The following is a 14,015-nucleotide window of genomic DNA, read 5'->3' on the forward strand; positions in this document are numbered from 1 at the left end:
CGAATCGCGGTGATATTGCCGGCCGCGTCGTAGTCGTAATACGCGGTGTTGCCCGACACCGTCACCAAGGTCAGACGCCCCACGGCGTCGTAGCCGTAAGTGATGTCGTCAGCATGGGAGAGCGAAGAAAACAGCAGCACGCACACCGCAGCGAATCCACCGGCCACGCGCCCGATAACGGCCACAGGCTCACCGAGCGACCCAGCAACATCAACCCGCTTCCGGGCGTAAAGAACGGCCATCGACATCATCCCCAACAAAAAACAGTAAGGTTTACTGAATGTTTTAGAAAGATATCGACTATCGAAACGGGGCGCTATCGGTCTGCGCTGAGATTGCGTAGGAGATTCCCGACCGCCGCCAGAAGGCCGCAAGCCCAACAAGCCAAGCCGTCCCCAACCCACCCGGCCCCCAAAAATCCTCCTCTCGCCCCCTTTCCGTTAAAATCCAAGGTTTAGCACTTTGCTCCACGGCCACCTCGCGCGCCCCGGCGCCCGCGGCGCGGCCTCCATGCCCGAAAGGCACTTCATGCTCACGTTTCAGCAAATCATCCTGACGCTGCAATCCTATTGGGACAAGCAGGGTTGCGCGCTGCTCCAGCCTATCGATATGGAAGTCGGCGCAGGGACCTCCCACGTCCACACGTTCCTGCGCGCGATCGGCCCCGAGCCGTGGCGCGCCGCCTACGTGCAGCCGTCGCGCCGCCCCAAGGACGGCCGCTACGGCGAGAACCCGAACCGTCTGCAGCACTACTACCAGTACCAGGTGGTGTTGAAGCCGGCGCCGGAAAACATCCTCGACCTGTACCTCGGCTCGCTCGAAGCGCTCGGTTTCGACCTGAAGCAGAACGACGTGCGCTTCGTGGAAGACGACTGGGAAAACCCCACGCTCGGCGCCTGGGGTCTCGGCTGGGAAGTCTGGCTGAACGGCATGGAAGTCACCCAGTTCACCTACTTCCAGCAAGTGGGCGGTCTGGACTGCAAGCCCGTGCTCGGCGAAATCACCTACGGGCTCGAGCGTCTCGCCATGTACCTGCAGAAGGTCGAGAACGTCTACGACCTGGTCTGGACGGAGTGGGAAGAGCAAGGCCCGAACGGTCCTGAACTGCGCCGCCTGTCGTACGGCGACGTGTATCACCAGAACGAAGTCGAGCAGTCCACCTACAACTTCGAGTACGCCAACACCGAACTGCTGTTCTCAATGTTCAACAGCTACGAAGCCGAAGCGAAGCGCATGATGGAAGTGCCGCTCGCGCTGCCGGCCTACGAACTGGTGCTGAAGGCCGGCCACACGTTCAACCTGCTGGACGCGCGCGGCGCGATCTCGGTGACGGAACGTGCGGCGTATATCGGCCGCATTCGTAACCTGTCGCGCCAGGTGGCGCAGGCTTACTACGAATCGCGCGAGAAGCTCGGCTTCCCGATGCTCGGCAATCCGGTCCACGGTGTGCCCGGCCTCACGACCGACGAACAGGACGCCGCGATGCCCGCCTGGGCTCCGCCGCTCAAAGTCGAACGCAAGATCGACCCGGACTGACGAGAACACGAACAGATGACTCATCCCCAACACGCCACCCTCCTCGTCGAACTGCTGACCGAGGAATTGCCGCCCAAGGCGCTCGCGCGTCTCGGCGACGCTTTCGCCGAAGGTATCGCCCAGCACCTCGCGGCGCGCGACCTGATCGAAGGCGAGCTGTCGTTCGAACGCTACGCCACGCCACGCCGTCTCGCGGTCACCATCAAGAATGTGCGCAGCGTCGCGCCGGAAAAGCACGTGCGCGAAAAAGTGCTGCCGGTTTCGGTCGCGCTGGACAAAGACGGCCAGCCCACCGCGCCGCTCGCCAAGAAACTCGCCGCGCTCGGCTTTCCTGACTTCCAGGTGAGCGATCTCGAACGTGCCTCCGACGGCAAGGCCGACGCCTTCTTCCTGCGCTACGCCGCACCGGGCGCGACGCTCGTCGAAGGCCTGCAAGCCGCGCTCGACGAAACGCTGAAAGTCGCGAAGCTGCCCATTCCGAAGGTCATGACGTACCAGCGTCCGGACGGCACCAACATCCAGTTCGTGCGTCCGGCGCAGCGCCTGACCGCCTTGCACGGCGAACAGATCGTGCCGGTCTCCGCGCTCGGCATCGACGCGGACGACACCACGCTCGGCCATCGCTTCCTCTCCGAAGGCTTCGTGCAGATCCAGCACGCCGACAGCTACGCTGAGACGCTGCGTCACAAGGGCCGTGTGGTGGCGAGCTTCGCGGACCGCAAGGAAACCATTCGCTCGCATCTGCTCGCGCAGGCTGAGGGCGACCAGGTGGTGATGCCTGAAGCGCTGCTCGACGAGGTGACTTCGCTGGTCGAATGGCCGGTGGTCTACACCTGCCGCTTCGAGGACGAGTTCCTGCAGGTACCGCAGGAATGTCTGATCCTGACGATGCAGACCAACCAGAAATACTTCGCGCTGACCGACGCCGCCGGCAAGCTGCGCTCGCGCTTCCTGATCGTCTCGAACATCGAGACGGCAACGCCGGGCGATATCGTCGAAGGCAACGAGCGTGTGGTGCGCCCACGTCTGGCCGACGCAAAGTTCTTCTTCGAGCAGGACAAGAAGAAGCCGCTCGCCGAACGCGTGCCGCTGCTCGCGAACGTCGTGTATCACAACAAGCTCGGCTCGGCGCTGCAACGCGTCGAACGTGTCGAAGCGCTGGCCGGGGCGATTGCCGCGCTGCTGGGCGCAGATGCCGCGCTCGCCAGGCGCGCCGCGCTGCTGGCCAAGGCCGACCTGATCACCGACATGGTCGGCGAATTCCCCGAGCTGCAAGGCACGATGGGCACGTACTACGCGCGCCACGACGGCGAGCCGGAAGAAGTTGCGCTGGCGTGCACGGAACACTATCAGCCGCGCTTCTCCGGCGATGCCTTGCCGGTCACGGCAACCGGCACCGTCGTCGCACTGGCCGACAAGCTCGAAACGCTGGTCGGCATCTGGGGCATCGGTCTGCAACCAACCGGCGAGAAAGATCCGTTCGCACTGCGGCGTCATGCGCTCGGCGTGCTGCGGATCCTCGTGGAAAAGCAGTTGCCGGTCGACCTCGTCGAACTGCTGCGCACCGCTTACGCGCAATTCGCTGCGGTACCGAACGTCGCCGATTCAACCCAGGCCATCTACGAATTCTGCATGGACCGCCTGCGCGGTCTGCTGCGCGAGCGCGGCTATTCCGCAGGTGAAATCGACGCCGTGCTGGCGCTGAATCCCACGCGCCTGAACGACATCGTCGCGCGTCTCGATGCCGTGCGCGAATTCTCGGCGCTCAGCGAAGCGGCCTCGCTCGCCGCGGCGAACAAGCGCATTTCGAACATCCTGAAGAAATCGGATGGCGCACCGGTGGGCGGCGTGCAACCCGCCTTGCTGATCGAAGCGGCAGAAAAAGCGCTTTACGCGCAGCTCGAACAGGTGGCGCCGCGCGTCCAGTCGCAACTGTCCGCGCACGACTACACAGGCGCGCTGACCGCGCTGGCTGCGTTGCGCGAACCGGTCGACACGTTCTTCAACGACGTGATGGTCAACGCCGAAGATCCGGCGTTGCGCGCGAACCGTCTGGCCTTGCTCGGCGCACTGCATCAGCAGATGAACTGCGTCGCGGACATCTCCAGACTAGCCGCGTAAGCTCATCCAGAATCAGCGACTCAAACAAGCGCCCCACCAAACCGACGAACCATGCCGACACCTCCCAAAAAAGTCGTTGTCCTCGACCGCGACGGCGTGATCAACGTCGACTCCGACGCGTTCATCAAGTCGCCGGACGAGTGGGTCGCGCTGCCCGGCAGTCTCGAGGCGATCGCGCGGCTGAATCAGGCCGGCTATCGCGTCGCGATCGCGACGAACCAGTCGGGCATCGGGCGTGGTCTGTTCGACATGAACGCGCTCAACGCGATGCATCTGAAGATGCACCGCATGGTCGCGGCAGTCGGCGGCCGCATCGACGCCGTGTTCTTCTGCCCGCACACGGCCGAAGATCACTGCGAGTGTCGCAAGCCGAAGCCCGGCATGCTGAAAATGATCGTCGAGCGTTTCGAAGCGGATCCGTACAAGACACCGCTGGTGGGCGACTCGCTGCGCGACCTGCAGGCAGGAGCGGCGCTCGGCTTCCCGGCGCATCTGGTGTTGACCGGCAAGGGCCGCAAGACGCTCGCCGCGGGCGGCCTGCCTGAAGGCACCAAGGTCCACGACGACCTGCGCGCCTTCGCGCTCGACTTTCTCTCCACAGAACAAGATTGACGCGGCCCGCGCGCGTCCTTAACCCTGACCTCCCCCGCCGATGCGCTTCCTCCGTTCGCTGTTGCTGCTGATCTACCTGGTGGTCTACACGATCCCCTACGCGATCGCCTGCTTCCTCGCCTTCCCCTTCATGCGCGCCGAACGCCGCTACTGGATGGCGGCCGGCTGGTGTTCATCGACACTCGCGGTGGTGCGCCGGCTCAACGGCATCGACTACCGCATCGAAGGTTTCGAGAATCTGCCTGACGGCCCGGCCGTGCTGCTCTCCAAACACCAGTCGGCCTGGGAGACGCTCGCGTTCCCCGCCCTGATGCCGCGGCCGCTGTGCTACGTGTTCAAGCGCGAACTGCTGTACGTGCCGTTTTTCGGCTGGGCGCTCGGCTTGCTGAAGATGGTCCACATCAACCGCAAGGACGGCAAGTACGCGTTCGAATCCGTCATCAAGCAAGGCAAGGCGCGCATGGAAGAAGGCGCCTGGGTCATCATGTTTCCGGAAGGTACCCGCACACGCACCGGCACGCAGGGCAAGTACAAAACCGGCGGCGCGCGCTTCGCCGTGGCCACCGGTGCGCCCGTGGTGCCGATCGCGCACAACGCAGGGCGCGTATGGCCGCGCAACTCGTTTCTCAAATATGCGGGTATAGTCACAGTGTCGATCGGCAAGCCGATCGACACGAAGGGGCTCACACCCGATGAAGTGAACACGCGCGTCGAAACGTGGATCGAAGCCGAGATGCGTCGCATTGATCCTGCCGCCTATCGTGCTGCGGATAGCACGCCCGCCGCCGCCCGAATCTGACGCGCCCACGACCTCGCTGGCGTTGTTACGCCAGCGCGTATTGCGCGAAGCCGAAAACCGATGCAGAAGTCTCCTACGCCGCAGCCCGCTGCGGCGCTCGATAGCCGGCAACTCGATCTGCCGCTCTTCGCCGAGCCGGCAATCCCGCCGTCCACGCCGCCTTCATCGCAGAAGCCGGACGCGGCCCGCGCGCCCGACGGCTCGAAATTGCGCAGCCTGACGCTCGGCACGCAAACCCTTCATTACCAGCTCAAACGTTCTTCACGCCGCTCGATCGGTTTTGCGATCGACAGCAGCGGGCTGATGATCACCGCACCACGTTGGGTCACGCTGGCGGACATCGAGACCGCCATCAGCGAGAAGCAGCGCTGGATCTTCACGAAGCTGATCGAATGGCAAACCCGTGTCGAGCAGCGCGCGCTGCCGCGCGTCGACTGGAAGGACGGCGCCCAGGTGCCGTATCTCGGCCAGCCGGTCCGCGTCACACTGGGTGCGCCGCGCGGCACGCTCGCGTTCGATGCCGCACAAGCCGCGCTCGCCCTGCCGTTGCCGCTGCAAGCCGATCCGCAGCAGATCAAGGATCGCGTGCAGGGTTGGCTGCAAGGCGAAGCCAAGCGCCTGTTCGGTGAGCGCCTCGCGATTTACGCGGAGAAGCTGGGGGTGAATTATCGCGCCTATGCGCTGTCGTCAGCGGCCACGCGTTGGGGCAGTTGTTCGAGCGACGGCAAGATCCGCCTCAACTGGCGGCTGATTCACTTCCCGCTGTCGATCATCGATTACGTCGTCGCGCACGAACTCGCACATCTGCGCGAGATGAATCACAGCCCGCGTTTCTGGCAGACGGTCGAATCGATCTTTCCGGAATTCCGCGAAGCGCGGCAGACGCTCAAGCATCATCCGCCCGAGTTGTTGCCGACCTTGTGAGGCCAAAGCGGTGCATGAAGCAAAAAAAGCGTCTTGTGAAAAGACGCTTTTTTTCGCCATGCCGCTCACTCCGTGCAGAAGGTTTCCTGCAGATGCCGCCACTGCACCTTGCCGTGCGCGTCCATTTCCAGCACCGCAGTGGAGCGCCGCAGATTGCGACGCGCCTCACCGTCCGACTGCCGTTCGTGATACGTCACGACCGCGCCGCCCGGATACTGCGTAACGATTGTGCTGTCGGTGATCTGGATGGCGAAGTCCGGCCGCTGCCCGCCATGCTGCGCGAAAATCTCGCGCAGCGTCGGCCAGTCCAGCGTTCCACCGTTCGGCAGGATCATCGAGAAATGCGGCGCAAAATGCGCCATCAAACGATCGAGCGCACCCGCTTGCGCCGCGCCGCTGTACCACGCCTCAACCTCGGCGTTGACGGCCTGGATTTCTTCGAAGTAGGGATTTGCGTCACTCATCGCTCATGTCCGTGATTGCCGCCGGCGAAAACCATCGCAGCGCGCACCGCGCTCGCGAAGGTTATTTTTTCTTCTGGATGAATTCGATCTTGTAGCCGTCCGGATCGGTCACGAACGCGATCACGGTGGTGCCGTGCTTCATCGGACCTGCCTCGCGTACAACCGTACCGCCTTGCGCCTTGATCTTGTCGCAGGCGGCGTAGGCGTCTTCGACCTCCACGGCAAGGTGGCCGAAGCCGGTGCCGAGATCGTACGATTCGGTGTCCCAGTTGTGCGTGAGTTCGAGGACGGTGCCGTCGCTCTCGTCCTCATAGCCGACGAAGGCCAGCGTGAACTTGCCTTCCGGATAGTCGTGGCGGCGCAGCAATTTCATGCCGAGCAATTCGGTGTAGAACTTGATGGAACGGTCCAGGTTGCCCACCCGGAGCATGGTGTGTAGAAGGCGCATCGTGTACTCCCCGTTGCTTGATGTCGAGGACGTAAATGTACCCGGAATCGCTCAACATTGCTGGCGGCCCGACGGGTTCACCGGCCCGTCGGGCGCCTGCGCAACCGCGCTGTCAGGTGGGTTTGCGCGCCTCGTCGCGCAACATGCGCCGCAAGATCTTGCCGACGTTGGTCTTCGGCAACTCCGTGCGAAACGCAATGAACCTGGGCCGCTTGTAACCGGTGAGCTGTTCCTTGCAGAAAGCGAAAATGTCCATTTCAGTCAGATCTGGATCGCGCTTGACGATGAAGAGCTTGACCACTTCGCCCGCCAGTTCGTCCGGCACGCCGACCGCAACCACTTCGAACACGCCCGGATGTCTGGCCACCACGTCCTCGATCTCATTCGGGTAGACGTTGAAGCCCGACACCAGAATCATGTCCTTCTTGCGATCGACGATCTTCACGAAGCCGGCTTCGTCCATCACCCCGACGTCGCCCGATTTGAAGAAACCATCCGGCGTCATGGCGCGCGCGGTTTCGTCGGGGCGATTCCAGTAGCCGGCCATCACCTGCGGACCGCGAATGCAGATTTCGCCGGGCTGGCCGAGCGGCAGCTCGTTGCCGGCGTCGTCGCGAATCGATATCTCCGTGGACGGCAGCGGCAAGCCGACCGTGCCGCTGAACGACGTGGCCGTGGGCAGGTTGGTGGTGGCGCATGGCGAGGTCTCCGACAGCCCGTACCCTTCGACAATCGGCACACCCGTCGCCGCTTGCCAGCGTTGCGCGACCGCTTGCTGCACCGCCATGCCACCACCCGTGCTCTGCACCAGCTTCGAGAAGTCGAGGGTGGCAAACGCCGGGTCGTTGAGCAGCGCGTTGTACATCGTGTTCACGCCGGGAAACGAATTGATCGCGTAGCCGCGCAGCGTCTCGATCATGCCGGAGATGTCGCGCGGATTCGGAATCAGGACACCCATGCCACCGCAACGCATCGTCAGCAAGGCACAGACGGTCAAGCCGAAGATGTGGTACAGCGGCAGCGCGACAGCGGTGATGTACTGGCCGATATCGCTGCGATGACGGTAAGCCGGCTCGCGCCACACCTCGGATTGCACGATGTTGGCAACCAGATTGCGATGCAGCAATGTCGCGCCCTTCGATACGCCTGTCGTGCCGCCCGTGTACTGCAGCACGGCGACCTCGTCAGCGGCGATCCGCACCGGCGCGAAGCCCGCTTCTGCGCCGCGAACGAGGGCGTCGGCCAGACTCACGCGAGAGTGCGAGGGCGAGGGCGACGCGCCTTCGCCGACCGCTGGGTCGTCAGCAAGACATAGCGCCGCCCCCATCATCTCGTCAATCGATGTCACCACCACATGCCGCACTGCCGTACGCGCCTGCACGGCTTGCAAGGTGGCCGTGAACGTGTCGAGTATGACAATCGCCTCGGCCCCGCTATCGTTCAACTGATGTTCGAGTTCGCGCGGCGTGTAAAGCGGGTTCACGTTCACCACGACATAACCCGCGCGCAGAATCGCCGCCATCGCCACCGGATACTGCAGCAGGTTCGGCAGCATCACGGCAATCCGCGTGCCGCGCGCGAGACCCTGCGCCTGAAACCAGCCCGCGAGGTAGCGCGACTGGCCGTCGAGTTCCGCGTAGCTCAGTTCACGCCCCATGCAGACGAAAGCGCAGGCCGCCGCGTGCTCGCGAAAGCTGCGCTCGAGCAGATCCGCGACGGAGCCGATTTGCGTCGTATCGATCTCCGTCGGCACGCCAGGCGGATAGGACTTCAACCAGATCTTTTCCATCTCCTCCATCCCTCCTTGTGCAGGTTCGCGGAAACTAGCGGCCAGCTAGCGCCGGCATGCGCCGCGCCGGCCGGTCGAAACTGTCGAAGAATGCGTGCAGTTGCTCGCGCGTGCCGCGTTCCAGCGCAATCGCACCGCTTTCGAGGCCAACCGGCAACTGCGCGGCGATATCGCGCAGCAGTCCATACAAAGTCGTCGTGTCGAGCGCGAGTTGCAGATCCGCTGTCGCCGGCGCCCGCTCATGGACCTGCAACACGCCGCGGCGCAGTTCGAGCGCGTAGGCCTCGTCGCGATCGGCAATGCGGAACACCAGTGTGGCATGCAGATCGGCGCAGCGGGCCGGATCGATGCACACGCTGAAGCGCTGGAACACATTGCGCAACGGCTGGGCGCGCAACACGTCGGTGGACGCCAGGCTCGCGCTGCCCGCAAACGGTAGATCCTCGTAGGCGCGTTCGAGTTCACGCGCCGCGCTCAGGTACCAGTTGCGCCAGTTGGTATTCTCCGTACGATAGCCCAGTTCGCGCAGCGCCTCGGCCTTGATGCTGCGGGCGTCGGCATCGTCGATGTCGAGCCGCACCAGCAACGTCGCCAGTTCGGCGGCCCAGCGCCAGTCGCCATCGCCGAGCGCGACCCGCGCGGCGGCGCGCACCGTGTCCGTGCCGCCCATCATCTCGACCGTGCGGCGCGCGCGTTCGCCGCGCGGCAACGGATCGAGCGAGGCCGGATCGCCGTCGAACCAGCCGAGTTGCCCCGAATACACCTGACGCACCGAATGTTTCACCGTGCCGTAGTACTCGCCGAGCCACGCATGCTGCGCGAGATGCGGCGGCAAGGCGGGAATCGCTTCCGCGAGTTCGTCCGGCGTCATGCCGAAGTTCATGTGGCGAATCGTCTGATCGTGGATGAACTGGATAGCGTCGCGATACACCGTCAGCACCTCCGCGACCGCCGCGGCGCCCGACACCGGCCGGCCGTGCGCCGGCACCATGTGGACGGCGGCGAAGCCGCGCATCATATCGATGGTCTGGTACCAGCGCACCGGATCGCGATAGCGCGTGCCACGCAGCGTATGGACGTTCGCGAGACACTCGCCCTGGATCACTTCCGCCGACAGCAGCACACCGAGATCCGGCAGCCACATCACGATCTCGTCGTCCGCTTCGGACGGCGCGTAGCGGAACTGGAAGCGCACGCCGGCCAATTCGATATCGAGCGCGTCGTCGAACACACGCGTGGGCGCGAAGAAGCTCGCCGGCTCGGCGATCAGCACCGGCCCGATCCCGGCGTTGACCTTGCCGGTCGCGCCGGCGGGCAGCAGCGTACCGAAGCTGTACGCGGAACGGGTGGCGAGAATCGGCGCGACCAGGTTGGCATTGTTGATCACGGTGTCCATCAGCGTGCGGTGGGCGATGATCTCGACCCGCCCCGCTTCGAGCGCGGCTTCGTCGACGAAAGCGCGCACGCCACCGGTGTGATCCGTGTGGTTATGCGTGTAGACCACTGCCTTCACCGGTAATCCGGCGTGACGCGGATCGATCGCACAAAAGTCTTCGTAGATGCGCTTCGCCGCCGACACCGCTTCCGTTGCATCCACCACCACGATGCCGTCGTCGCCGACCACGAAGATGATGTTCGCGATCGCGTAGCCCACCGCGCAATACACCCGTTCGGCCACGCGGTAGATGCGCTGCGCCATCCGGCGCGAGTGTTCCGTGAGACGCGGCGGCACCGTCGGCGCGGCAATCGCGAAGGCGAGATTGACGCCGGCATCGAAGGCGACGTCAAGCGGCTCGCCGACATGCGGCGCATCGAAGGCAGGATTGCGAACAGTCGCGGGGCAACAACGGGTCATGCAGTGTCTCCTCGAAGAAAGCTGGCCGCGTCGATCGGCAGCCGGCCTTTAAAAATCGGAAACGGAATTCTTATTCCGTTTTTTGCTTAAAAAAATCAGCCGCCGGGCAGCCCGAGGCAGCGGCGAAATGCCGTCTGCAGCCACGGACGCAGGCGGCGGCTCGCGAGCGACAACGGCCCCGGATCGTTGAGGATGCTGTTCACCAGCAGGCCATTGATCATCTGGACCGACGCGCGCACTTCGAAGTCGAGCGCCGCCGCTTGCGAAGCGGGCGCACCGCGCGCCGCACGCAGGGCATCGACGAGGCGCGGCGCGAGCAGCGCCAGCACTTCGCGATTGGCCTCCTTGGCGGCGTCCCAGCTCGGCTTGAGCTGCGAGGAGCGCAGCAGCGAGGCGTGATAAAGCCCGCGATTGCGCCGGAACACCAGCACGTAGAAGGCCACCACAGCGTCGGCGAGCGCGCCGGCATCGTTGGAGCGCCACACCGGATCGCGCACGAGAATCTCGCGCACATAGTCGAGCCCTTCGGCCATCACCCGGTCCTGCACCACCTCGAAAAAGGCATCCTTGTTGTCGAAGCGGCGGTAGAACGCACCAATCGAAGTGCCCGCGCGTTCGACGATATCGTTGATGGACAGATCGTCGAGATTGCCGCTCGCCTCGATCAACTCGCGCCCGGCTTGCAGCATGTTCGCGAGGCCGACCTGACTGCGGGTCTGACGCGGTGCCGCGATGGCGGAGGAGGATTCGCGCTTGCGAAGAGGCGTGCTTGTCATGCGGCTTTCAACATCGTGTCAAGGCTGAGGGGCGCGGTGCGCGCTATCCGGGCTGCCGGCTGAGGCAAACGCAGGACAGGCCCGGGCGCAATTCGCAATTCAAGGCTGCGGCAAAGCAAAACCCAAACCCGCGACCTCAAAATCGGAATCTGGATTCCGGATCGTCGTGGATCAGCCTGGCTTTGTCAACCGCACTCAGGGTAAATCCTGAATCGGCGCGTCGGCGTGCAACAGATGCTGTGCTGCGCGATTGGCTTCGGCCATGATCTGCTCGGTCAGCGCCAGCGCCGAACTGGCCGCAGGCGACGGCGTGCGCTCCGCGAGGTACACGAGCGCGAATTCGAGGCTCAGCTTCGGCGGGTTGGTGAGCGGGATGCGCGCCAGCCGCCGCATCTCGAGATCGCGCCGCACCGACGAACCCGTGGCGAACAACACGGCATCCGTCTGCGCCACGACGTCCTTCAGTACGGCGACGTCGTTGCACTCCACCTGCAACGGAATCTGCTCGTGAGCGCGGTATTTCAGCAAGCGATGCAGCGCGTCCTTCATGAACGCGGGCAACGTCACCGACACCAGCGGAAAGTCGCGCAAGGCCGTAAGCGGCACGACTCCGCGTGCCAGCAGCGGGTGTCCGGGGCGTGCAAACCACGCGCCGTCGTGGCGCGGCAAGCGCTGCAGCGTGACATCCGGCGTCACGGGCGGCACCCGGCGGTCCGTCACCAGGAAGTCGATCTGCTCCGCGCGCAACTTGCCGATCAGCGCGTCGCCCTCGCCCAGTTCGATCGAGACTTTGATCTTCGGAAAGCGCCGCGAAAACTCCACCAGCAGATCGGGCAGCAGCACGACCGCCGGATAGGGACCGAGTCCGATGCGCACCTCGCCGAGTTCATGGGCCTTAAGCAGTTCGACGTCGCGAAACAGGCAGCGCGTCTCGAACAGCACACGGCGCGCCCGCTCGACCAGCAGCCGCCCGGCCGCGGTCATCGCCACGCCGCGCGCGGCGCGGTCGAACAGCTTCATGCCCAGTTCGTCTTCCAGCGCCTGAATGCTGCGGCTAAGCGCCGGCTGGCTCAGATGGACACGCTCAGCGGCGCGCGCGAAGCTGCCCTCTTCCGCGAGCGCAATCAGGTGGGTGAGTCGGCGTGAATTGATCTCATGCATGTTTTGCAAGGTTCCAATAACCAGATTGCACTTGAATAATTCCCTTATACCACCTCAAATGGGCGAACATTTGCCTATGCCGGACGGCAGCACGACCGCAAAGGTCGCACAAAACCAATTCAGGAGACAGGGTTTGCTCATCTCGCCGTACCTCGCAGTGCACCCCCGCGGCGCGCCGTCATCCCGGGCACCCTCAGGAGTATTGAATGTTTGAGGCAGAAGGTTCAAGGTTTGCCGGAGCAACCGCGACGCCCCCCGTTTCCACGGTTCCGCTGGAGCGCTCGCGGTCGCGCCGCTGGGTCATCGTCGCCTCGCTGTTCCTGTTCATGCTGATCAACTTCGCGGACAAGGCCGTCCTCGGTCTCGTCGCAGTCCCGATGATGCACGACATGCAACTGACGCACGCCCAGTTCGGCCTCGTCGGCAGCGCGTTCTTCGTGCTGTTTTCGCTGTCGGGCATCGCGGTGGGCCTGTTCGCCGATCGCGTCAGCATGAAATGGCTGCTGGCTGCGCTTGCATTGACGTGGACTTGCGCGCAGTTGCCGCTCGCGTGGCCGAGTAGTTTCGCAGTCCTGCTGCTTTGCCGCATCCTGCTCGGCGCAGGCGAAGGACCGGCCTCGCCGCTTGCGCTGCACGTGGTCTACACCTGGTTCGACGATCGCGAGCGTAACCTGCCCACCACGATTGTTCAGCAAGGTGCAACGGCGGGGGTGATCGTTGCAGGACCGCTGCTCACCTACATCTCGCAACGCTGGCACTGGCACGCTACGTTCCTCACGCTCGGCGTGGTGGGCGCCGCGTGGACCGTGCTGTGGTTGTGCGTCGGCAAAACCGGGCACCGTGCGCGCAGCGTGCCGTCGCTCGCCGCCGCGGCGAATGGGCAAGCACGGCTGCGCTATCGGACCCTGCTCTCCGATCGCACCGTGATCGGCGTGATGCTGCAATGCTTCGTAGGCTATGCGGTGATTGCCGTCGGCTTCACCTGGGTGCCGGCGTATTTCCGGCTCGGTCTCGGCTTTCCCGCCACCCAGGCCGGCTGGCTGTTCGCGGCGCAGGTGGCCACGCAGATTCCGGTCGGCATCGCGCTGGCGCTGTTCTCGCATCGCCAGCTCAAACGCGGCGTGCCGTCGCGGCGCGCGCGCGGCGCCCTCATCAGCACCGCCTGTGTGGCGAGCGGCCTGGCTTATTGCGTGCTGTTTCTCGGCGTGCCGCCGTACGTCAAGGTCGCGTTGATGGGACTCGCCAGCGCACTGGCCATCCAGACTTTCATATTCGGGCCGATGCTGGTGGCGGAAGTCGCGCCCTCGGGGCAGCGCGGCGCATTGCTCGCGATCACCAATTCGATCACCACCACGGCCGGACTGATCGGGCCGTTCGCCATGGGCAAGCTGCTCGGCGCGGCCGGCGACAGCCATGCCTACGAGACCGGCTTCGCGGTGACCGGCGCGCTGCTGCTGGCGGTGGGCGTCGCCGGCTTCGCGCTGCTCGATCCGCAACGCTCACGGCGCAGGCTCGATGCGTTGCAGTAGT

General features: G+C 64.5%; 13 protein-coding genes. 6 read left to right on the forward strand and 7 right to left on the reverse strand.

Translation table 11 applies throughout. The features are described from left to right. Window positions 1–242 (reverse strand): RHS repeat domain-containing protein (locus tag P3T42_RS23735; protein WP_429307418.1); only part of this gene is annotated, 242 nt, incomplete at its 3' end. A gap of 286 nt (window positions 243–528) precedes the next feature. Between P3T42_RS23735 and glyQ the strand changes: the two genes are divergently transcribed. The 5 genes from glyQ to P3T42_RS23760 are packed head-to-tail and all read left to right on the forward strand — an operon-like array spanning window position 529 to window position 5,992. Next, window positions 529–1,536: a glycine--tRNA ligase subunit alpha gene (glyQ, locus tag P3T42_RS23740; protein WP_074300756.1), complete on the forward strand. Its 1,008-nt coding sequence runs from the start codon at window positions 529–531 to the stop codon at window positions 1,534–1,536. 15 nt (window positions 1,537–1,551) lie between these two features. Further along, window positions 1,552–3,657, forward strand: a complete 2,106-nt coding sequence (gene glyS / locus P3T42_RS23745; RefSeq protein ID WP_429307419.1) for a glycine--tRNA ligase subunit beta — start codon at window positions 1,552–1,554, stop codon at window positions 3,655–3,657. A gap of 51 nt (window positions 3,658–3,708) precedes the next feature. After that, the gene (gene gmhB / locus P3T42_RS23750) at window positions 3,709–4,269 is read left to right on the forward strand and encodes a D-glycero-beta-D-manno-heptose 1,7-bisphosphate 7-phosphatase (RefSeq protein WP_074300758.1); all 561 of its coding nucleotides are present in this window, start codon (window positions 3,709–3,711) and stop codon (window positions 4,267–4,269) included. A 40-nt stretch (window positions 4,270–4,309) separates the two neighbouring features. Next, a complete protein-coding gene (locus tag P3T42_RS23755) occupies window positions 4,310–5,068 on the forward strand; it encodes a lysophospholipid acyltransferase family protein (RefSeq protein ID WP_074300759.1) in 759 nt (252 codons plus the stop codon). A gap of 60 nt (window positions 5,069–5,128) precedes the next feature. After that, entirely contained in the window at window positions 5,129–5,992 is an 864-nt protein-coding gene (locus P3T42_RS23760) for a M48 family metallopeptidase (RefSeq protein WP_074300760.1), read from the forward strand. Window positions 5,993–6,057: 65 nt separating this feature from the next. Here P3T42_RS23760 and P3T42_RS23765 read toward each other — a convergent pair whose 3' ends face one another. The 6 genes from P3T42_RS23765 to P3T42_RS23790 form a co-directional block, all read right to left on the reverse strand. After that, complete coding sequence (locus P3T42_RS23765; protein ID WP_074300761.1) at window positions 6,058–6,456, reverse strand: DUF4440 domain-containing protein; 399 nt, start codon at window positions 6,454–6,456, stop codon at window positions 6,058–6,060. Window positions 6,457–6,517: 61 nt separating this feature from the next. Next, a complete protein-coding gene (gloA, locus tag P3T42_RS23770; RefSeq protein WP_074300762.1) occupies window positions 6,518–6,904 on the reverse strand; it encodes a lactoylglutathione lyase in 387 nt (128 codons plus the stop codon). A gap of 112 nt (window positions 6,905–7,016) precedes the next feature. Further along, window positions 7,017–8,693 carry a long-chain-fatty-acid--CoA ligase gene (locus tag P3T42_RS23775; RefSeq protein WP_429307420.1) on the reverse strand — a complete coding sequence of 559 codons (1,677 nt, stop codon included), beginning with the start codon at window positions 8,691–8,693 and terminating at the stop codon, window positions 7,017–7,019. A 34-nt stretch (window positions 8,694–8,727) separates the two neighbouring features. Beyond that, window positions 8,728–10,548: an alkyl sulfatase dimerization domain-containing protein gene (locus P3T42_RS23780; RefSeq protein ID WP_429307421.1), complete on the reverse strand. Its 1,821-nt coding sequence runs from the start codon at window positions 10,546–10,548 to the stop codon at window positions 8,728–8,730. A 95-nt stretch (window positions 10,549–10,643) separates the two neighbouring features. Continuing rightward, on the reverse strand, window positions 10,644–11,324 hold the full coding sequence (locus P3T42_RS23785; RefSeq protein WP_429307422.1) for a TetR/AcrR family transcriptional regulator: 681 nt from the start codon (window positions 11,322–11,324) through the stop codon (window positions 10,644–10,646). Window positions 11,325–11,519: 195 nt separating this feature from the next. Then, entirely contained in the window at window positions 11,520–12,485 is a 966-nt protein-coding gene (locus P3T42_RS23790) for a LysR family transcriptional regulator (protein WP_429307423.1), read from the reverse strand. A gap of 206 nt (window positions 12,486–12,691) precedes the next feature. Between P3T42_RS23790 and P3T42_RS23795 the strand changes: the two genes are divergently transcribed. Beyond that, window positions 12,692–14,014 (forward strand): MFS transporter, encoded by a 1,323-nt coding sequence (locus P3T42_RS23795; RefSeq protein ID WP_429307424.1) that lies wholly within the window; start codon window positions 12,692–12,694, stop codon window positions 14,012–14,014. The last annotated feature ends 1 nt before the right edge of the window (window position 14,015 follow it).

The organism is Paraburkholderia sp. GAS38 (genome assembly GCF_050434965.1).
In the GTDB taxonomy this organism is placed as follows: Bacteria; Pseudomonadota; Gammaproteobacteria; order Burkholderiales; family Burkholderiaceae; genus Paraburkholderia; species Paraburkholderia phenazinium_A.

What these genes read in the sequence shown, in the direction of transcription:
- glyQ (WP_074300756.1), top strand. Translation starts at nt 529, where the DNA reads ATGCTCACGTTTCAGCAAATCATCCTGACGCTGCAATCCTATTGGGAC.
- glyS (WP_429307419.1), top strand. Translation starts at nt 1,552, where the DNA reads ATGACTCATCCCCAACACGCCACCCTCCTCGTCGAACTGCTGACCGAG.
- gmhB (WP_074300758.1), top strand. Translation starts at nt 3,709, where the DNA reads ATGCCGACACCTCCCAAAAAAGTCGTTGTCCTCGACCGCGACGGCGTG.
- P3T42_RS23755 (WP_074300759.1), top strand. Translation starts at nt 4,310, where the DNA reads ATGCGCTTCCTCCGTTCGCTGTTGCTGCTGATCTACCTGGTGGTCTAC.
- P3T42_RS23760 (WP_074300760.1), top strand. Translation starts at nt 5,129, where the DNA reads ATGCAGAAGTCTCCTACGCCGCAGCCCGCTGCGGCGCTCGATAGCCGG.
- P3T42_RS23765 (WP_074300761.1), bottom strand. Translation starts at nt 6,456, where the DNA reads ATGAGTGACGCAAATCCCTACTTCGAAGAAATCCAGGCCGTCAACGCC.
- gloA (WP_074300762.1), bottom strand. Translation starts at nt 6,904, where the DNA reads ATGCGCCTTCTACACACCATGCTCCGGGTGGGCAACCTGGACCGTTCC.
- P3T42_RS23775 (WP_429307420.1), bottom strand. Translation starts at nt 8,693, where the DNA reads ATGGAAAAGATCTGGTTGAAGTCCTATCCGCCTGGCGTGCCGACGGAG.
- P3T42_RS23780 (WP_429307421.1), bottom strand. Translation starts at nt 10,548, where the DNA reads ATGACCCGTTGTTGCCCCGCGACTGTTCGCAATCCTGCCTTCGATGCG.
- P3T42_RS23785 (WP_429307422.1), bottom strand. Translation starts at nt 11,324, where the DNA reads ATGACAAGCACGCCTCTTCGCAAGCGCGAATCCTCCTCCGCCATCGCG.
- P3T42_RS23790 (WP_429307423.1), bottom strand. Translation starts at nt 12,485, where the DNA reads ATGCATGAGATCAATTCACGCCGACTCACCCACCTGATTGCGCTCGCG.
- P3T42_RS23795 (WP_429307424.1), top strand. Translation starts at nt 12,692, where the DNA reads ATGTTTGAGGCAGAAGGTTCAAGGTTTGCCGGAGCAACCGCGACGCCC.